The 18,855-nt window shown below is 32.1% G+C and carries 20 protein-coding genes; 11 read left to right on the top strand and 9 right to left on the bottom strand.

What is annotated here, in order from left to right:
- The first annotated feature begins 15 nt into the window (after positions 1–15).
- The 8 genes from nosZ (at position 16) to IMCC3317_RS11135 (ending at position 6,984) form a co-directional block, all read left to right on the top strand.
- On the top strand, positions 16–1,974 hold the full coding sequence (gene nosZ / locus IMCC3317_RS11170) for a Sec-dependent nitrous-oxide reductase (RefSeq protein WP_160129588.1): 1,959 nt from the start codon (positions 16–18) through the stop codon (positions 1,972–1,974).
- A 108-nt stretch (positions 1,975–2,082) separates the two neighbouring features.
- The gene (locus tag IMCC3317_RS11165; RefSeq protein ID WP_160129587.1) at positions 2,083–2,697 is read left to right on the top strand and encodes a hypothetical protein; all 615 of its coding nucleotides are present in this window, start codon (positions 2,083–2,085) and stop codon (positions 2,695–2,697) included.
- Entirely contained in the window at positions 2,694–3,137 is a 444-nt protein-coding gene (locus IMCC3317_RS11160) for a nitrous oxide reductase accessory protein NosL (RefSeq protein WP_160129586.1), read from the top strand. Before IMCC3317_RS11165 ends, IMCC3317_RS11160 begins: the two co-directional genes overlap by 4 nt.
- Positions 3,138–3,140: 3 nt before the next feature.
- Positions 3,141–4,379, top strand: coding sequence for a nitrous oxide reductase family maturation protein NosD (locus tag IMCC3317_RS11155; protein WP_160129585.1), 1,239 nt, complete (start codon positions 3,141–3,143; stop codon positions 4,377–4,379).
- Positions 4,376–5,083, top strand: a complete 708-nt coding sequence (locus IMCC3317_RS11150; protein WP_160129584.1) for an ABC transporter ATP-binding protein — start codon at positions 4,376–4,378, stop codon at positions 5,081–5,083. Before IMCC3317_RS11155 ends, IMCC3317_RS11150 begins: the two co-directional genes overlap by 4 nt.
- The gene (locus tag IMCC3317_RS11145) at positions 5,076–5,858 is read left to right on the top strand and encodes an ABC transporter permease (RefSeq protein ID WP_160129583.1); all 783 of its coding nucleotides are present in this window, start codon (positions 5,076–5,078) and stop codon (positions 5,856–5,858) included. The genes IMCC3317_RS11150 and IMCC3317_RS11145 overlap by 8 nt, the downstream gene beginning before the upstream one ends.
- A gap of 161 nt (positions 5,859–6,019) precedes the next feature.
- The gene (locus IMCC3317_RS11140) at positions 6,020–6,385 is read left to right on the top strand and encodes a hypothetical protein (protein WP_160129582.1); all 366 of its coding nucleotides are present in this window, start codon (positions 6,020–6,022) and stop codon (positions 6,383–6,385) included.
- Between the two features lie 5 nt (positions 6,386–6,390).
- Positions 6,391–6,984: a DUF6705 family protein gene (locus tag IMCC3317_RS11135; RefSeq protein WP_160129581.1), complete on the top strand. Its 594-nt coding sequence runs from the start codon at positions 6,391–6,393 to the stop codon at positions 6,982–6,984.
- Between the two features lie 211 nt (positions 6,985–7,195).
- On the opposite strand, the gene IMCC3317_RS11130 is transcribed toward IMCC3317_RS11135, so the two are convergent.
- On the bottom strand, positions 7,196–9,271 hold the full coding sequence (locus tag IMCC3317_RS11130) for an IPT/TIG domain-containing protein (RefSeq protein ID WP_160129580.1): 2,076 nt from the start codon (positions 9,269–9,271) through the stop codon (positions 7,196–7,198).
- 433 nt (positions 9,272–9,704) lie between these two features.
- Here IMCC3317_RS11130 and IMCC3317_RS11125 point away from each other — a divergent pair, with 433 nt between their 5' ends.
- The 3 genes from IMCC3317_RS11125 to IMCC3317_RS11115 all read left to right on the top strand — a co-directional run bounded on the left by IMCC3317_RS11125 (position 9,705) and on the right by IMCC3317_RS11115 (position 12,261).
- Complete coding sequence (locus IMCC3317_RS11125) at positions 9,705–10,019, top strand: hypothetical protein (RefSeq protein WP_160129579.1); 315 nt, start codon at positions 9,705–9,707, stop codon at positions 10,017–10,019.
- Positions 10,020–10,658: 639 nt separating this feature from the next.
- Positions 10,659–11,390, top strand: coding sequence for a hypothetical protein (locus IMCC3317_RS11120; RefSeq protein WP_160129578.1), 732 nt, complete (start codon positions 10,659–10,661; stop codon positions 11,388–11,390).
- A 352-nt stretch (positions 11,391–11,742) separates the two neighbouring features.
- Positions 11,743–12,261: a UpxY family transcription antiterminator gene (locus tag IMCC3317_RS11115; protein ID WP_160129577.1), complete on the top strand. Its 519-nt coding sequence runs from the start codon at positions 11,743–11,745 to the stop codon at positions 12,259–12,261.
- 78 nt (positions 12,262–12,339) lie between these two features.
- Here IMCC3317_RS11115 and IMCC3317_RS11110 read toward each other — a convergent pair whose 3' ends face one another.
- The 8 genes from IMCC3317_RS11110 to IMCC3317_RS11075 form a co-directional block, all read right to left on the bottom strand.
- Positions 12,340–12,507, bottom strand: coding sequence for a hypothetical protein (locus IMCC3317_RS11110; RefSeq protein ID WP_160129576.1), 168 nt, complete (start codon positions 12,505–12,507; stop codon positions 12,340–12,342).
- Between the two features lie 152 nt (positions 12,508–12,659).
- Entirely contained in the window at positions 12,660–12,833 is a 174-nt protein-coding gene (locus IMCC3317_RS11105) for a hypothetical protein (protein WP_160129575.1), read from the bottom strand.
- 88 nt (positions 12,834–12,921) lie between these two features.
- On the bottom strand, positions 12,922–13,350 hold the full coding sequence (locus IMCC3317_RS11100; protein WP_160129574.1) for a hotdog family protein: 429 nt from the start codon (positions 13,348–13,350) through the stop codon (positions 12,922–12,924).
- A 276-nt stretch (positions 13,351–13,626) separates the two neighbouring features.
- Positions 13,627–14,385, bottom strand: coding sequence for an SDR family NAD(P)-dependent oxidoreductase (locus IMCC3317_RS11095; RefSeq protein WP_160129573.1), 759 nt, complete (start codon positions 14,383–14,385; stop codon positions 13,627–13,629).
- Between the two features lie 12 nt (positions 14,386–14,397).
- Positions 14,398–15,459 carry an acyltransferase family protein gene (locus IMCC3317_RS11090; protein WP_160129572.1) on the bottom strand — a complete coding sequence of 354 codons (1,062 nt, stop codon included), beginning with the start codon at positions 15,457–15,459 and terminating at the stop codon, positions 14,398–14,400.
- Positions 15,456–16,409 (bottom strand): hypothetical protein, encoded by a 954-nt coding sequence (locus IMCC3317_RS11085; RefSeq protein WP_160129571.1) that lies wholly within the window; start codon positions 16,407–16,409, stop codon positions 15,456–15,458. The genes IMCC3317_RS11090 and IMCC3317_RS11085 overlap by 4 nt, the downstream gene beginning before the upstream one ends.
- Positions 16,410–16,419: 10 nt before the next feature.
- Entirely contained in the window at positions 16,420–17,562 is a 1,143-nt protein-coding gene (locus IMCC3317_RS11080) for a class I SAM-dependent methyltransferase (RefSeq protein WP_160129570.1), read from the bottom strand.
- A gap of 3 nt (positions 17,563–17,565) precedes the next feature.
- Positions 17,566–18,834 carry a phenylacetate--CoA ligase family protein gene (locus IMCC3317_RS11075; protein WP_160129569.1) on the bottom strand — a complete coding sequence of 423 codons (1,269 nt, stop codon included), beginning with the start codon at positions 18,832–18,834 and terminating at the stop codon, positions 17,566–17,568.
- Between the last annotated feature and the right edge of the window lie 21 nt (positions 18,835–18,855).

Raw genomic sequence — 18,855 nt, 5'->3', positions numbered from 1 at the left:
TAAATTTAAGAACGAATGAAAAAATATAAATTTCAATTAGGATCACTCCTTGTTGCTTTAATACTGCTTACAAGTTGTGGTAATAACAATGGTAAATCGAGCGGAGCATTAAATTCTAGCGCAGCAGAAAAAGTGTATGTAGCTCCTGGTGAACATGACGAATTCTATGCATTTATGTCTGGTGGTTACAGTGGTAACTTAACGGTTTATGGCTTACCTTCTGGTAGAATGTTCAAAGAAATACCTGTATTCTCACAATTCCCAACGTCTGGATATGGATATTCCGAAGAAACAAAACCTATGCTAGAAACGTCTCACGGATTTGTTCCTTGGGATGATTCTCACCATCCAGATATTTCTCAAACAAATGGAGAACTAGACGGACGCTGGATTTTTATCAACGGAAATAACACACCTAGAATCGCACGTATCAGTTTAACCACTTTTGAAACAGAAGAAATTATTGAAGTACCAAACAGTGCTGGTAATCACAGTTCATCTTTTGTGACAGAAAATACAGAATATGTAGTGGCAGGTACTCGATTTTCAATTCCTATTCCACAACGTGACATGCCAATCAATCAATATAAAGGAAACTTTCAAGGAGCGTTATCTTTTATAAGTGTTGATCCAAAACACGGACATATGGATATCAAATTCCAAATCATAATGCCTGGTTTCAACTATGATCTTTCGCATCCTGGGCGTGGAAAATCTCACGGTTGGTTCTTCTTTACCACTTATAATACAGAAGAAGCAAATACATTACAAGAAGTGAATGCTTCTCAAAACGATAAAGATTTTATTGCAGCCATTAACTGGAAAAAAATTGAAGAATATGTTAACAATGGTGGCGGTACAAAAGTGCCAGCAAATTATGCGCACAACATATATGATGAATCTACACATACGGCGACAAGTACAATGAAAAAAGAAGTACTTACGGTAAATCCATTGGATGTGCCTGGTGCTGTATTTTTTCTGCCTACGCCAAAGTCACCTCACGGTTGCGACGTAGATCCAACAGGACAATACATTATTGGTAATGGAAAACTTTCTGCGGATTTAACAGTACACTCATTTGACAAAATGATTGCTGCTATAGAAGGCAAAAAGTTTGATGGCGAAGCATACGGAATTCCTATTTTAAAATTTGAAGATGTACTTGCTGGAACTGTAAAAAGTGGTGGTTTAGGACCGCTTCACACAGAATTTGATGGCAAAGGAAATGCGTATACTACGTTTTTTATCTCTTCGGAAGTGGTAAAATGGAAGCTTGGAACTTGGGAAGTTATCGATAGAAAACCTACCTATTATTCCGTAGGTCACTTAATGATTCCAGGTGGAAACTCAAGAAAACCTTTTGGTAAATATGTAGTCGCATTAAACAAAATTACAAAAGACAGATACTTGCCAGTTGGTCCAGAAATGGAGCATTCAGCACAAATTTATGATATCTCTGGCGAGAAAATGGAACTTCTATATGATTTTCCAACGCACGGAGAACCACACTATGCTGCTGGGATTCCTGCGGAATTATTAGCGCCAAAAGCTAAAAAAATCTATCGATTAGATGAAAACAAACATCCATACGCAGTAACAAGTCCAGATCAGGCTAGAGTAGAACGTAAAGGAAAAGAAGTACACGTTTATATGTCTACCATACGAAGTCACTTTACGCCAGATAATATCGAAGGTGTAAAAGTTGGCGACAAGGTATATTTCCACATCACAAACCACGAACAAGATTTTGATGTTCCTCACGGCTTTGCAATGATTGGTCAGAATAGTTCAGAATTACTTGTAATGCCTGGGCAAACTAAAACCTCTGTTTGGGAACCTAAACAAGTAGGTGTGTGGCCATTTTATTGCACAGATTTCTGTTCGGCACTTCATCAAGAAATGCAAGGATATGTTAGAGTTTCTCCTGCAGATTCTAGCATAGAAATAAGTTGGTCACTTGGTGAAGACTAATACTAATTAATAGTTTGAAGCAGGCAGTTTATCATGCTGCCTGCTTATATCTCACACTTTTTATAGGAATGCTTATATAAAAGCGTAATCTCAATAACTCTTACTAAAATGAAAAAAGCAAGTATTCTTATGATCCTTGGTGCTCTATTATTAATGGGCTTGTTTAAATTTCCTTTGTGGAATATTATGCTAGGCGCGCCACAATATCCTGAACCGCTAGGAATGAATATTTACATAGATGGTATTCAAGGAATGAACGAATTTGATATTCAAAACATAGATGGCTTGAATCATTATATAGGAATGAAAACAATTCCTAAAGCTGCTGATATGTGGGAATTTAAAGTCTTTCCGCTCGTAATCGGTAGTATGGCAATTTTTGGTATGTTGATAGGATTTTTAGGCTATTTTGGAAAAGTAAGTTACCATTGGTTTCTAGGTTGGCTTGTGCTCATGACTATTTTAGGAATTTTAGGAATGTATGATTTTAATGCTTGGATGATAGATTATGGAACGAATTTAGATCCAAATGCGATTATGAAACTTCAAAATGCAGATGGAACGCCAATGAGTTACAAACCACCATTATTGGGACATCAAAAGTTGCTAAACTTTGATGCGTATTCATATCCACGTTTGGGCGGTTACTTAATGGGAATCGGAATGCTATTTACGCTTATTGCTTATTTTCTTGGGAAAAAATCAACAAAAAATAGCATATGAAACATCTAAATAAAATTGCCGTTGGTATTTTAGTCTTTTTTATGATGAATGCCTGCAATACAAGTCCTAAAGCTATAGATTATGGAAATGATGGTTGTCACTTTTGTAAAATGACTATTGTCGATAAAATTCACGGATCTGAACTCATAACAGACAAAGGAAAAGTATTCAAATTTGACGCCACCGAATGTATGCTAAATTATATGGCACAAACCAAAGATATTCAAATAGGAAACATACTTACAAATTATTATGAAGCTCCAACGGAATTTATTAAAACTGAAGATGCCACTTTTTTAATAAGTGAAAATCTGCCAAGTCCTATGGGCGCATATTTAACAGCCTTTGAAACTCGTGTGGCTGCTGAAAGAATTCAATCAGAAATAGGAGGAAAACTATATAATTGGGAAGCGTTAAAAATGCACTTAAGTAAAAAGTAATACATGAATCTACTCAAAAAATTGCTGGTTACAATTATCTTCTTCTATGGCGTTTCAATAACTGCACAAACCATAGAAGTCTGTAAGGATTGTAGTATTCGTTCACTCAAAGAAGCGATTGAAATTTCTACGATGTGTGATACAATTTTGGTCAGAAAAGGAACGTACAAAGAATACAATATCGTAGTAGATAAACCACTAACGATTATAGGTGAAAATTTTCCGGTAATTGATGGAGAAGACAAAGGAGAAATTATACGAATTACTTCAGATAATGTAACCATTGACGGATTGTTTATCATCAATGTAGGAACAAGTTACACCAGCGATCATGCGGCAATACGCGTCGTTAGAAGTGAAAATTTTGTCATACAGAATGTGGTATTAGAAAAATTATTTTTTGGAATTTACATTGAAAAATCCAATCATGGAAAAATCTATCATAACAAAATTATTGGCGACGCGCAAGACGAATATAATTCTGGAAATGGCATTCAATTGTGGTATTCAAAAAATATACTTGTAGAAAAAAACATTGTTCAGAAAGTCCGTGATGGAATCTACTTAGAGTTTTCAGACAATATTATTATCAATGAAAATACAAGCACAAACAACTTGCGATATGGCTTGCATTTTATGTTTTCTAATGATGATTTGTATACGAATAATACCTTCGAAAATAACGGAGCTGGAGTTGCAGTCATGTTTTCAAAACGTATAAAAATGCTCCACAATACGTTTAAGAAAAACTGGGGAACGGCGGCTTTTGGGTTGCTTCTAAAAGAAATAAATGATGCTGAAATTAAAGATAATGTATTTGAAGAAAATACGGTTGCCATTAATATTGAAGGATCAAATAGAGTTACCTATTCTGGCAATGATTTTATCAGTAATGGCTACGCTATCAAAGTGTTAGGTGCGTGTTATGCCAACACTTTTGAGAAGAATAATTTTCTATACAATTCCTTTGATGTTTCGTACTATAATAAAATTAATGACAATGTTTTTCAACATAATTATTGGAGCAGTTACACAGGCTACGATTTGGATAAAGATGGTATTGGCGATGTTCCGTACAGACCTGTAAAACTATTTTCATATGTAGTAAACAAAACACCTGAAACCATCATATTAATGCGAAGTTTATTTATTGATATCATTGATTTTTCAGAAAAAGTATCACCTGTATTTACACCAGATAATCTATTGGATATGACTCCACAAATAAAGCGATACCAATGATTCAAATAGAACAATTACATAAGCGATTTGGCAAAAACCAAGTCCTCAAAGGCATAGATTTGAGTATCACCCAAAAAGGAATCGTTGCCATTTTAGGACCTAATGGTTCTGGAAAAACGACTTTAATTAAAGCGATATTAGGAATGGTAATTCCAAATAAAGGCAAACTATTAGTCGATAACGTTTCCATAAAGAAAAACTGGAAATACAGAGATCAGATAGATTATTTGCCGCAAATAGCAAATTTTCCGCCAAACCTAACGGTGAAAGAGCTTATAGCAATGATAAAGGATGTACGAAATCGTGCGGGAGAAGATGAAAAATTAATAAAATTATTCAAACTAGAACCTTTTCTGTCCAAAAAATTGAACACGCTTTCTGGCGGCACAAAGCAAAAAGTAAATTTGGTACTTTCACTCATGTTCGATAGTCCAATAATTATATTAGACGAGCCAACTTCGGGCTTAGATCCTATTGCATTAATCCATTTAAAAGAACTTATTAAAGAAGAAAAAGCCAAAGGGAAAATTATCCTAATTACGTCTCATATTATGAGTTTTGTAGAGGAAATGGCAGACGAAATTGTGTTTTTATTAGAAGGGAAAGTTTACTTCAAAGGAAACATCAATGAACTAAAATTACAGACCAAAACGGCTAATTTTGAACACGCAATTGCTAACCTTTTAACTCAAGAAGATGTTTAAAATATTAAAATATAGTTTCTATGATTTAGTCCGCAGTAGATGGAGTTATGTCTACTTACTATTTTATTTATTACTAGGTTCTGTGTTGCTTTTTTTAAACAACGATTTATCAAAAGCGGTCATCACTTTAATGAATGTTATTATCATTTTAGTTCCGCTGATAGGAACCATTTTTGGAGTTATGTACTTTTACAATTCTAAAGAATTTACAGAATTATTATTGGCGCAACCTATCAAACGATCTTCCATATTTATAGGTCAATATTTAGGCGTTGCATTATCACTTTCCATGAGTTTAATTTTAGGATTAGGAATTCCTTTTGTGCTCTACGGATTGTTTCAATCAAACGAAATTTGGGATTTTGTTTTGCTACTAATCACAGGAATGTTTCTGACTTTAATATTTACGGCACTTGCGTTTAATATTGCGCTCTATAATGAAAATAAAATCAAAGGATTTAGTTATGCAATATTAGTGTGGCTTTTTATGGCTGTCATTTATGATGGTTTATTCTTAATGTCGCTAATTGCATTTCAATCCTATCCGTTAGATGGTTTTTCCATTGGCGCAACATTATTTAATCCTATTGATTTATCTCGAATTTTGATTCTACTAAAGTTAGATATCTCAGCATTATTAGGATATACAGGCGCAGTTTTTCAGAAGTTTTTCGGAACCAATTTCGGACTCTTTATTTCTATCGGAACGTTGTCATTATGGGTTGCATTGCCAGTTTTCAACATCTATAGAAAATGTAGAAAAAAAGATTTTTAAGGAGCTTTCCTAATTAATTCAAAATAACATGAGGACAAGACCGTTATTAATTATAAACAGTACAAGTAATCATTAATCTCATAGTATTTAAAAGTTGTTATTTCGTCATTTAATGAAGTTTTTTTCTTATATTTATATGGTTAAAATTAAACTTTAATTAAATGAGTCACACAAAAAAGTATATTTTCTTGTTCCTGATATTAGGAATTGGAATATTTTTTTACAGTTGTCAGCATGATGATATTGTTTACATAGAAGAGATTGAATCTTTTGAGCAAAAAAGAACAAAAAAGGTTGTTAGCCTGAATGAAGTTATTGGGCTTGAAACTATTATACGAAAAGTAGAAACCGTACGAAATGAAGGGAATTCTACTGCTCATCTACACAGCGAGAATACCAATTATCTAGGAACTCTCAATCTAGATCATATTGTGAGCATTACAGATGGCTATGGTAATGAAAGTTATACTATAGATATTGAAAATGAGGAAAGCGGCATAAATTTTGAAAAACTAAGATTAATATAAAACATATGAAAACAATAATATATATCCTTTTTGGAATGTTTCTTACTTGCGGATTTGCGCAACAGGATGAAACCGTATCAATTCACAAACTAGGAAATCACGACGATCAAGATTATAGTAAGAGCTATTATTACAAAGACATCAATAATGATTTAGATAAGTTTGTAGGAACGTGGAAATATGATGATGGAAACAAAAAATTAACCTTAGTGTTCTATAAAGATGTGCATGCGACATCAGGAAAAGATTATAGCGATGAAATTTACGCAAGATTCAAGTATGAAGAAAACGGAACAGTAATTTACAACACGCTTTCTGATTTCAGTGCTTCTTCAAAATTAAGAATAACGGGTTCTGGTTTCTATCCTAACAGCACAACAAAAATGAACTTGCATTATGCTGAACCAACCAATATTCCTTATGATAGGGTTGGCTTAAAAGGGCTAAAATATTCACCGAGTTTGGATATTGAATATTTACCGTGTGTAAGCCTTGGATGTAGCCCACAGCTTAAATGGGATCTATTTTTCGTGCGTGCAAGCGCTTCTGATCCAATACCTTTTAAAATTCCGTTTGATCTCACCTTAACAAAACAATAAAAAAAAAGCCGCTCAAATCCGAGTGGCTTTCTTATTAAAGCTATTTTTCATTTAGAGCTAAAACTCCATCAATTGCTTTTTAAGTTGTGCTTTTCGTTCTTCAAATAAATTCTATTGCAATTCCAAAAACGTAAAAAATACAAAATCAAATCATAAAAAAAAGAGTTAAGAGAAAGCAAACTGCCTCTAATAACTCTTCATCTTAGTTTGATTATTTTTTACTAATAGCAGGGAAGAAATCCCAACCTTTTTGACCGTAATTATCGAAATATTTTGATTCTAAACCATCAATTGGGTAACTATTACTTTCACCACCACCAATATTGCGATTATGTATTGTTTCAGGAAATCCGTCTACTTTATGAAAACTACCTTCATCATCTCTTGAAGTAACAAATATTTCTTCTTCCCATTCATACCAAAAATGCCAATTGTCCGTATACGTAGGAACGACCCAATTTCTAGTAGAACCATCAGTACATACTTCATAATGATATTCATATTTGATACGTACAAAAGCTTTTCTGTATAAATAAAGTCTACCTATGTGAAATAGCCATAAGTGTCTTCCTTTTAAATTTAAAGAACCTTCTTCTGTAGTATGCGACGTTGTTTTCCAATACGAACCTTCAATACCTATAGACAATCCTTTTACATCTGCAGAAACACTTGGTTTCACACTCCATCCGCTTTCGTTTTTAGTAATATCTACTTTCGTTTCTCCCTTTGCTATAAAAAACTCATGAGAAGGCGAAAGCTGTTCTTCTAGCACTAATGTACGATCATCAATATAGCGGTAGTGTTCATAAAAAATATAAATTTCCTCCGTACAACCTCTTTGATTATTTCGAATCACTTTATGAGGATTCATTTTTCCAATTTGTTCTGGTCCAGCAGGCATTGTAGCAGTCATTTTTCCTTTGTGCGCTTTGGCTCTTTTGACTTCTTTATTGGCTTCTTCTAGCAAGTCTTTTCCAGTATCCCAAACGCCTGGAACTTCTTCATGATTTGGACCTTTAATTCCTGTTGGCACAGGTCTGGAATGTGGGTTTTTCTTATCGTCAGGATCTGTAGGACCTAAAGGCGCATTTGCGGGTAACTTTCTTCCTTTATTTCTCAACTTTCGTTTCTCATCATCATCAATCATCACATTAAAGCTAAAAAATACATTTGGTAATATAGCTGCCGATATTGTGTATGGAGAAAAATTATATCCGCTAAACGTTTGAGGTGTATACGTGATTAGATTATCAGGAATACGAATGTTATTTGTTAAAACTTCGGAGTTTTGGTTTTCAGTAGTTTCTGGTGTATCCAAAGTGTATTCTTCTAAATTTCTAAATGATTCAATTAAAGTGACATCAATCGTATAATTTCCTGCTCTTTTTGATTGCACTTGAATCGTTTTGTTATAAGTACCTTCTGCGGAAGCTTGATTAGGAAAAATGGTTATGTTTTGAGTATTTCCACCGCTAAGGTTAATGTTTTCTTGTGTTTTATTTTCAACTAAAATTTCTACGGGAGTTTCAATATTTTCAAGTCCATATACTTCAATAACTAGATTTGTAGATTCTCCTTTTAATAAATTTAGTTTTCCTACGCTTAAATTCATTCCTACTACATTGCAAGTTGCTGAATTTGTGATGCCGTTTTCTGTAACGGTAATTTTTTGCAAACCAGAAACAGTATTTGGAATCTCACAAATAAGTCTATCAGGCGATTCTGCAATAATTGGAAGAACGTTTTCGCCAAGCATTACCTTTGAGTTCTTCATATTGCCGTCAAAATTCCCCTTTATATAACACGTGTTTCCAGCTCTTACATATGTTGGAAATTGCATATTAGACACTTTATTAGTTCGCTTCGCATCATTTATCTGTACAGGTATTTTAGCAATTACTTTTCCTTTTTCATCATAAATAGTAAGTTCTTGCGTATCACTTGAAGTTTTAGGAGAAAGTAAAATATCTAAAGAACGACTAGAAACACGCCTTGAATTCTGATGAAAAGAAACCGTATATTTTTCTAAAGCTTCTTTATTTTTCTTAGCTCGTTTTTTATCTTTTTTATTGGTGCCTGTTTCAGAAGGAATTGCCGAAACAGTTCCTGATATTTGATCGCCCGAATGTATTTCTGCGGGTAAATTTACGGTAATTGTGCCTTGAATTGTAGACACATTAATTCTCTGAAGCCCATCTTTAAGAGTGCTGTTACTATTATTTTGACCTGTGACGGAAAAATAGCAAAGTACACTAATCAGCAGACTAATAACTAGTTTGTTTTTCATAATATAACATGTTGATAGTTAATAATATTTATTTTTTATTCTCAGTAAAATACTATTAATTATTTGATTATCAAATAGTTGAAATACTGATTCTCATAGGTGTTTTCCCTTTTTATCCGAAATAAGATTATAGCTGGCGCGTAATTTAGGGTTTAAAAAAAAGGAGTAAGAAGATTTTTTTTCAACTCAATATTGATGAAAATAAGAGTTAAGCGATACAAGTATAGGTTCTATTTGTGAAAAAATTGCAGAAAATAATTTCTCGCACCTTAATTCATTTTAATTAGAAGTATTTGTTTAAAATGTGAATTATATAACTCAATTTAAAAATACTATAACACCTATTTCGAGTCGTTAGTTGATATTTGTAGTATAAAATTTAAGTTAGCCAAGAATCCGAAAATTTACAATTATTAACCTAAAACTATAAATTATGAAACTTCTAATAACCTTTTTTAGTGCTGTAGTCTTATTTACTAGTTCAGTAAGCAACAATTTAGAATCTTTAAATAACGACGTTATTACGTATGAGGTTGTGTTTGATGGTAGCGAAGGCGGATTGTGTTTTTTTACAGATAGTCAAGATGATGCCATAACTGTAGAAGATGATGAAAATAAATTGTTTGTGAAATTTAATCAAGACGCTAATTCATTTGTCGGGAAGACATTCACAATTTTATTAAAACCAAATAAGGTTGATAATGGTGTGTACAAAGCCAAATCAGTACTAAAATTAGAATTAAAATAAATAACAACATATATATAATTTCATGAAAATTGAAAAAGTTAATGCACGACAAAGCCTATTGCTGAAAACCAACCGTTAAAAAATTGGAAGACATTATTGATTAGTCATTTGTCAACATACCTTAATTAAAAACCCTGTACATCACATACAGGGTTTTTAGTAGTTATACGATACATAATTTAATGAGTATTCAATCTTAAAGAGTTTAAAGTCATTCATTATCATTCTTTGGTTTTATTTCGCTAATAATTGATCAAAATTACACCTATAAATTTACGATGTAAAATTAGTATAGTATCCAAAAAGCATTAAACACGGTGGTTAACAGCAGTAAAACAAAGTTTAGGACAAAAGATTTTCCAAATCTTTTTATAGAAACATTTAAATCAAATTCCGATACAGATAGTTTTATACTTAAGGAATTATGTACTGCCGATTTTAATCAGGTTCAAAATCTAATCTTCTATTAATTCTTAGTAAATTATAAAAAATCACATTAAAGTCTTAACTTTAAAACACCTACTTTTGTGCGCAACAAAAACCAAAGAAGTTAACTTCTCTGATTTTAATTTATAAAAAAACTGTCAACCTATTTTAGGATGACGCAAGCCTAAAGTATAACAGGTAAAATAGCATAGTATGACTGATGAAAATATAGCGAAGATTAATGAAGTAATAACTCAGTATTTTGATACAAATATTGCTGTTGATTGGATTCCTGTAAAGGAAATAATGCCTGCATTAGTTGAAGCAGGAATATTTGAGAAAGATGTGAAAAAAGGATTTCCAATGCGAAAAGTACTTCGGAGATTAGACCAAAAATCGGAACTCACTAAAATACCTACGGCACATGCAGAAAGAAGAACGGAAAACACGTATTGGTATTTGGTAAGAGAAGGCAAGGAATATACACCAAAAGAGGTAATTCCTGAGATCAGTAAAAAACAACAACACATTCTAGATATTAAAAACAGTGATGAGAATTATCTGTTAAATATTTGTGATGAATTATTAGGACAAGAAGCGTCAAGAAAACACACGTTTGATACTTTAGTAGGAAACCTTCATAAAAGAGGAAAAGGTAGAACAAAACTACCTGTAGACGCGTATTATAAAGAGTTGAAACTTGTCATGGAGTTTTTTCAACAAAACAAACCTTTTGAAGAATTGGACGAGAAAGAACAAGCGCGAATCACTCAAATAAAATATTATGACGAGCTTAAAAAAGAAGCTGTTCTTGCTAAAAGTTTTCGGTATATGAAAATCAACTACGCTCAATTTGAATGTGATGAAGCAAACAAATTGATCAGAAACACAGAAAACGATACATTGGTATTAAAAGAAATTTTAAAAGATTTCTTGAAGGATTAATATCTTTCAATTTCATACGAAATACATAAAATCTTCTTGAGAAATCAAGAAGATTTTTTTTGTAAAATAGGTCTCTAAGTGTGTAACCGATTGACTAAGTATAAATACTGCCTTAGAAATATTGGTGTAATCAGTTTTATTACTGTAAAACCTAAATTATTTATGCATAAAAGTATATCTAATTCATATTGGATTACTATATTTGTTATTGAAGATTTCTTCAAATTCCCTCCCTAGAAAACCAATCTAACTGCATCGAGTAGTTATCTATTTGTTAATAAGACAAAAAATAGTCCCCTATTTATTTTTGTCCTTCATTAATGAAGCCTAAATTCTTTAATAGTTATTTTAAATGAAATTTAATATTGGTTGGCACGTGTTGTATGTAAAATCTTATAATGAAAAAAAAGTTCATGATACATTAGAAAAAAATGGACTAGAGTCCTTTCTTCCTTTAATGAAAACTGTACGTAAATGGAGTGATCGTAAAAAAATAATATACAAATCTATGTTTCCTTCGTATGTGTTTGTGAAGTTAAAATCCCCAAGGGAATTTCATGATGTGTTAGATGTAAATGGCGTCTGTGCTTACATACGTTTTGGGAAAGAATATGCCAAAGTATCTGAAAATGAAATTACAAAAATTAAACTCTTGGTAGGAGCAGAAGGAATTACTGACATTGAAGTGACTCATAAGTTGCCTAAGGTTGGCGATATTCAAAAAATTCTATATGGACCTTTAACTGGTTTAGAGTGTGAAATTATACGAGTTGATAATACAAAGAAAATAGTAGTTCGCATTGAATCATTGCATCAAAACATTACAGCTACGATTCCGCCGTGTTTACTTTCCGATTCTTTAGTAGCATAATTTCTAGTAAAAAAAGACATAAAAAAACGCCTGTGAATAAGATTCACAGGCGTTTTTCTATTTTAAAACTATAACTTATTACCATTGACATGTAATAGTGCAGTAGTCTGTACAAACAGTACTAGGTCCAATGCAATGCGTATAATGAGTTCCTTCTGCTCCTATGCGTCCACCTTGTACTTCGTTTAAATTGCAAACTGAAATTGTTTTAAGTTGTAATGTTTTGTTTAGATTCTTTTTTTTCATAATTGAAAAGTTTAAAATGTTAATGAATAATGTTTTCACTTTCACCATAAAAGTGAAATGTATTGGTTTTAAAAAATAATAATTCGCATTGAATTAGTACATCAAAATAGTATACCTGTAATTCTTCTGATAGGATAATTTCTATTTAAAAATTATTTTTCTATTGGAGGACAACCAAACATAGTACACCAGTCCGTCAATTCATATACTTCACAAGGTTCATGAGTTCCTGCTGCTAAATCTGAACGTCCACCTTGTAATTCGTTTAAATTAGAAACTGAAATTGTTTTAATTGTCAACTTTTTGTTTAAATTCTTTTTTTTCATAATTGAAAATTTTAAAATGTTAATGAATAATGATTTCACCTTTACCATAAAAGTGAAATGTATCGGTTTTAAAAAAATAATATGCCTCTTAAGAATTTAGGTAGAATAGCATTTCAGACTCACATATAAGTTTCCCGTTGCAAGTAGAACGTGTATTTACTTTAATGGCAGTTTTTACGACTACAACATTTTCTGAGGTAGTCTCTATAACTGAATTCACAGGCGGTAATTCATAGAGTTTAAAGTTTTTAATGGCTGCAAAATACCCTAAAGGCGCATCTTGCTGTACTTCTGCAGCTTCCAAAGTTGGTCGCAATGCAGTAGATTGCGCCACATGTTCCATAATACCAGGTTCTTGAAAGAAACCGTTTTTTGAAAAAACATTGTCTTCCGTAATAAAAAGTTTTGCAATGGTTTTGTTAGCATCCATATACAAAAGTTCATCTACCATAATAAAAGGAACTTTATGAGGTAAAGCCTGAATAATCTCTTTGTTATTTGTTCTATCTAAATTCATTGCGATCTTGCATCTTTTATCAGACAACAGTGTTTAATTATTATTAGTGTCCGATAAAATCTTTCAAATTCTTTTGAAAACCTAGCTATGAAAGAGTTTTTAAGACATCTTTGATGAACAACCATGCTTTTAGTTAATTTCCATTTGTAAGGAAATTATTTTGTCAAGAATAAAAATATGTAATTATGAACACTGTTTTTCAGTCAGTTACAAATTTGTCTTTATTCTATAATCTAACAGCGCAGCGGTCTCTTATCTTTTATCGGACAACAGTGTTTAATTATATAATACGCCACCTGAAATTTCAATATTCTGGCCGTTAACCCATATAGCATCATCACTAATTAAAAAACAAACCACTCTAGCAATATCATATGCTGTTCCCATACGTTTGATGGCGGTGTTTTTTAGTACAAACGATTTAACCATTTCATCATTCTTGCTAATATTAAAAACGCCTGTCGGAATAAATCCTGGCGCAATAGTATTAATCGTGACTTGTTTTCGTCCAAAATCTTTTAACATTGCCATCGAAACATTCTCAAGCGCCGCTTTTGAAGCTCCATACACAATCATTTTTTCAGAAGGTCTTGCAGCTTTGGTTGAAGAAATATTGATAATTCGCCCTTTAGTTTGCATGTGTTTATAACTGTCTTTCATTAAAATTAAAGGCGCTTTTACATTGACAGAAAAAAACGTGTCAAAACCTTCACTTGTAATACTGTTAAGTCTGCTAAATTCTGAAACTCCTGCATTATTGATTAAAATATCAAGCTTGCGATCTTCTTTTTCTAAAATTGGCGCAATCTTGGTTTCAAAAAAGCTATCAATATCTTTATTTATGGCAAAATTAGCTTGTACCAAATACGTTTGTATGCCATGATTTTTTAGTTCTTCGCTAGTTGCTTTTGCTTCTTCTTCCGAAGAATTGTAATGCAAAATGATATCTATGTTTTGTTTAGCCAATTCAAGCGCAATGCCTTTTCCTAATCCTTTGCTTCCGCCAGTAATCAACGCTAATTTATGTGGATTCATAGGTTTTGTTTTTTAAATGTTTTGTGTTGTTTCTGTTCGAATAATATCTTTTCTATATTTATTTCGAACGTATTTATTTACAGGAACTTCTACATAATATGTAATCAATGCAGCCAATGCAATAGCAATTGGAAGTGCAATTACAATAGAAGCAATCCAAAAGTTAATTCCCCATGATTCTTCCAAATACGGAATCAAAAAGCTGATTGTTAAAAATTGATGAATGAGATATAATGCGTATGATATTTTGCCTAAAAAAACCGTGGGTTTGCTTACAATGAATTTCAACTTTCCATTGATAAATAATACAAAAAGTCCAAAATAAATAGTTAGCATGACGCCATATTCCAGGTGACTCATAAAATATTGCGCTCTTCCAGAATAATCAAAAAGCATAATTTGCGCTACTAAATAAAACGCAACGCCAACATATTTTAATAACTTGTGATCGTCTTTTATGAAAATATTATAAAATAAAATTCCAGCAAAAAACAATGGTATGTATTGCAATAAAGGAATATCTAATAAGGCGTTTGTAAATAGTGTCTCATATGCGCTTGGCAATGGATAATAAGCAAAAAACGCCAATAATGAGGAAGCAACAATACCAATATGATGAATGTACTTTTGACATTTTAAGATGAAAATGATCAACATGACAATGTAAAAAAGCATCTCAATAATTAACGTCCAATAGGGTCCGTCTAAATCTGCATAACCTATGTAGAACTGAAACATCGTCATATTAGCCAAATAATCGCTTAGGGTAATATGAGCAAAATCTTCAGAGAAAGTCTGATGAAATAGAATCAAACAGAATGTAAATGTGACAACAACCCAATACGTTGGATACAAACGTGCCAAACGATTGATTATAAAATCTTTGCTACTTTTTATCTTGGTTAATGTCATGAAAATCACAAAACCACTCAAAATAAAAAAGATATCAATGATATTTGTAAAGAGACGAAAACCTATTTGTGCATCTTCTCTAAACAACATGAAATGGCATAATACAACAATGACTGTTGCAATGCCACGCAAAGCATCTAACTCGTAAAACCTCTTTTTCATACGTCCAAAATCTGAAACTTGTTAGGAGCAATTTCTTTTAACGGAAATGGATTAAACAATGCATACCGAAGTGGATTGTCTTTTAGTTGCTCAATTTTATCTGGAGTAATTTGCCACCATTTTTGAAACTCAGCGGAAGTACAAACGTCAATTAAATTGGTTGTATTCACATTTCCATAATCATGCGTGTCTTTTAAGATATTCTTAATTTGACCTTTAAGATTAATAGAAACTTTTTTGTTATATGTCGTATTAAACTGTAAGCTTTCACAGAAAAAAGCAATATTTACAATATATTTTGAGGTTTGTTTTTGAGCAATTTCTAACGCTTGAAACGAATCTTCAACGAACGAAATACTATCTGAGATTTCTTCATTTTTTGGAGCGTTATACACTAGTATTTTTCCAATTTTCGGGTATCTTTTTTGCAAATCAGTTACAAATTCTTCCGTACATATTGAATTATATTGGATTAAAATATCGACATAAATAAAAATTGAAGTTGCACACGCGGTTAAAATTTTGTGAAGCTTCAAAACTGCTGCTTCGGTTTCAATAACCAATCGCATTTCTACATACCGACAACCTAATTCATCTAAATCATTCAATACTTTTATCTCATCATACGTATTCAAATTAGATTCAATAATTGCATTTTGAATAGTTCCAGGATACTGAAAATTAGTATCGAGTTTAGGAAATCTAGAAGGTTCTGTGGTATAAAATCCGAGTTCTTTCTCCAAGAAATAATGAACGTATTTATCTATAATTTCAGGATTATCGGGCGCATGTTTTTGCTTAATTTCATCTACCGTTTTCGAACGCATTTCTTCAATAATCGGAACAATTACATTCGGAATATTTGTAATTGTGCTATTTTCTAAATCGTAAATAGCCGCTTTCTCTTTTCCTTCAACTAGCTGATTATGTGTGTATAATAAAAAATACATTCGCGATTGCTTAAGATTTATACATGAAAACTCCTTGAGAAGTGGTTTGGTAAATCTCTTTTGTTTTTTGTGATGGCGTAATTTCTGTTAAATTGGCATCGCTCAACAATGTGTTCCACGTTTGTTGAGTCAAAACTGGAGAATATGATTTCCGATTTTCTTCATCAGTATATTTCCACCAACCATCCGTAAGTCCAAAAGTGATTGTATTGAAATCTAATTTTTCTATTACTTCATTCACAATCAAATACCCATTAGAAGATGCTAATAGTTCTTTGATACGTGCTAAAGTTTCATTGATATTTAAGGTAGCATGTAATACATTACTACATATAATGATATCAAAACTATTTGCTTCAAATCCTTGTGTCAATGGATCTTGGTCAATGTTTAGCGTTTTATAATCTATAAAATCGTATGTTTCATTAAATTTACTTTTTCCAAATCTCAACATTCCACGAGAAATATCAGTATACATATATGAAGTAGAAATATTAGCTGCTTTTAACATTTCCAACATAGGTGTCGTGGTTCCTCCAGTTCCTGCTCCAATTTCCAAAATACGTACTGTTTTGTTAGTTTGTTGCAACGTTTTTGCAATTTGAGCAGTATAACCTGTAACGATAGTATTATATAAAACTTGGATGTTGGTCTTATAAATGGCTTCTACAATAGTTTTGTCTCCTTTAGGAAATAAAGCATTCAAATACCCTAATTTTCCACTAGCAACTTGTAGTAACAATGCACTGGTAGAATTCATTAATTTGATATAAGGGGAAATTACTTTCTGAAAATCTTCACTGCTATAGCTACCCGTTAATATTTCGCTTTCTAATATGTTAAATTCACTTTGTACAGTTTCCACTTTTTTAGTTGTAACTATCGCATCTCCTGTTATCAATATGTATTCGTTATCACTAAGAATATTGATAATTTCCAAAAATAATGCACGGTATTTCTCTAAGAAATTAAAATCTTTTTTTATTGATTTTAAAGAATAACGTATTTCTTTTTTAGCAAAGAAACCATGTTCCTGTAAATGAAGTAAAAGTTTTAATTGTGCATACCGCGATAAAATTTCTTTCCCTTCAGAAATTGTATTGTGAAGCAAGGCTTGCTCATCTTTTTCTTGTAAAGTATGTATGATAGACATTTTTTAAGTTTTAGCTCTTAGATCAATAACTTTTGATAGTTTTCTTTTGTGGGCAACATTGTGTTTTTTGCGAAGCATTACTAACGAATCATGAATTGTAATTGTTGGCAATACTCTAATAGTAGTTTTAACAGCTTCTTTTATAGAAGTTATTAATGTTGTGTCTTGCAAAGCTATATGAATATGTACATCATCAGAATCATAATTATTTGTTTCTAGTACAATTGCATGATCTTTAATTGCATCAAATTGATGAAGCACTTCAAATATTGCAGATGGATAAAATGTTGTGCCTTTATATTTTATACGTTGCGCGGTTCTGCCAAGTATCGGACTTATTCGTGCGGTATGTATGCCACATGCGCAAGGTTCGTAATGCAACGTGCATAAATCGCCTGTTTTGTAGCGAATCAACGGAAAAGCTTCCATTCCTAAAGTCGTAATGGTCAATTCGCCAATTTCTCCAGGCTTTACAGGATTATTTTGTTGATCTAATAATTCTATACTTAATAAATCTTCATTGTGATGACCGCCATTTCCATGTTCACATTCAGTAAAAGCTGTTGCCATTTCTGAAGATGCATACGTTGAGAACAAACGTACATTCCAAGAATCTGCAATTTTTTGCCCAACAGCATTCAGTGAAAAATCTTCTTTTCTAATGTTTTCTCCAATACAGATAATTTTCTTTACAGAAGAATTTTGATAATCTATGCCGTTTTCTATGGCATAATTGATAAGTTTCACAACAAATGAAGGCACGGCAATTAAATAAGTTGGTTGTAGCGATTCAATGGTATTCCAATGTGTTTTTACAGCGCCAATACCTTGTCTAATGATGCCAGCACCAAGTTTTCTAATGCCTAAAAAATATGCCAAACCTGCCATAAACTGCTTGTCTATAGTTGTGCATATTTGAAATATATCGTCTTTAGTAGCTCCAGTAAGTAACATAGATTGATATTCGTTTTCAGCTAAACGATCTAAATCAGTATTCGTAAGTGGAATATTAATCGGGCTTGCAGTAGTTCCAGAAGTACATACATAATCAATAATTTCAGATTTTGATACACATATCATATCTGATAAATGTTTTTGCAAATTCTCTTTTGTGATTACGGGAAATTTTTCTAAATCTTCTACAACAAATGTAGTAGGATGTATGTTACGCGTATCCATGATCGTTTTCCAATAGGTAGAATTTGCATATACATGTTGCACTAACTGATGTAGTTTTTGCTGTTGTGCTACTTGTATTGTCTCTAAATTCATGAATTGATCTTGAGGATTGAA

This window comes from Kordia antarctica (assembly GCF_009901525.1).
GTDB classification, from domain to species: Bacteria; Bacteroidota; Bacteroidia; order Flavobacteriales; family Flavobacteriaceae; genus Kordia; species Kordia antarctica.
This window is presented reverse-complemented; position numbering and strand designations above follow the sequence as displayed.

Bases quoted from the DNA above. Each gene is read 5' to 3' on its own strand.
- nosZ (WP_160129588.1), top strand. From the start codon at position 16: ATGAAAAAATATAAATTTCAATTAGGATCACTCCTTGTTGCTTTAATA.
- IMCC3317_RS11165 (WP_160129587.1), top strand. From the start codon at position 2,083: ATGAAAAAAGCAAGTATTCTTATGATCCTTGGTGCTCTATTATTAATG.
- IMCC3317_RS11160 (WP_160129586.1), top strand. From the start codon at position 2,694: ATGAAACATCTAAATAAAATTGCCGTTGGTATTTTAGTCTTTTTTATG.
- IMCC3317_RS11155 (WP_160129585.1), top strand. From the start codon at position 3,141: ATGAATCTACTCAAAAAATTGCTGGTTACAATTATCTTCTTCTATGGC.
- IMCC3317_RS11150 (WP_160129584.1), top strand. From the start codon at position 4,376: ATGATTCAAATAGAACAATTACATAAGCGATTTGGCAAAAACCAAGTC.
- IMCC3317_RS11145 (WP_160129583.1), top strand. From the start codon at position 5,076: ATGTTTAAAATATTAAAATATAGTTTCTATGATTTAGTCCGCAGTAGA.
- IMCC3317_RS11140 (WP_160129582.1), top strand. From the start codon at position 6,020: ATGAGTCACACAAAAAAGTATATTTTCTTGTTCCTGATATTAGGAATT.
- IMCC3317_RS11135 (WP_160129581.1), top strand. From the start codon at position 6,391: ATGAAAACAATAATATATATCCTTTTTGGAATGTTTCTTACTTGCGGA.
- IMCC3317_RS11130 (WP_160129580.1), bottom strand. From the start codon at position 9,271: ATGAAAAACAAACTAGTTATTAGTCTGCTGATTAGTGTACTTTGCTAT.
- IMCC3317_RS11125 (WP_160129579.1), top strand. From the start codon at position 9,705: ATGAAACTTCTAATAACCTTTTTTAGTGCTGTAGTCTTATTTACTAGT.
- IMCC3317_RS11120 (WP_160129578.1), top strand. From the start codon at position 10,659: ATGACTGATGAAAATATAGCGAAGATTAATGAAGTAATAACTCAGTAT.
- IMCC3317_RS11115 (WP_160129577.1), top strand. From the start codon at position 11,743: ATGAAATTTAATATTGGTTGGCACGTGTTGTATGTAAAATCTTATAAT.
- IMCC3317_RS11110 (WP_160129576.1), bottom strand. From the start codon at position 12,507: ATGAAAAAAAAGAATCTAAACAAAACATTACAACTTAAAACAATTTCA.
- IMCC3317_RS11105 (WP_160129575.1), bottom strand. From the start codon at position 12,833: ATGAAAAAAAAGAATTTAAACAAAAAGTTGACAATTAAAACAATTTCA.
- IMCC3317_RS11100 (WP_160129574.1), bottom strand. From the start codon at position 13,350: ATGAATTTAGATAGAACAAATAACAAAGAGATTATTCAGGCTTTACCT.
- IMCC3317_RS11095 (WP_160129573.1), bottom strand. From the start codon at position 14,385: ATGAATCCACATAAATTAGCGTTGATTACTGGCGGAAGCAAAGGATTA.
- IMCC3317_RS11090 (WP_160129572.1), bottom strand. From the start codon at position 15,459: ATGAAAAAGAGGTTTTACGAGTTAGATGCTTTGCGTGGCATTGCAACA.
- IMCC3317_RS11085 (WP_160129571.1), bottom strand. From the start codon at position 16,409: ATGTATTTTTTATTATACACACATAATCAGCTAGTTGAAGGAAAAGAG.
- IMCC3317_RS11080 (WP_160129570.1), bottom strand. From the start codon at position 17,562: ATGTCTATCATACATACTTTACAAGAAAAAGATGAGCAAGCCTTGCTT.
- IMCC3317_RS11075 (WP_160129569.1), bottom strand. From the start codon at position 18,834: ATGAATTTAGAGACAATACAAGTAGCACAACAGCAAAAACTACATCAG.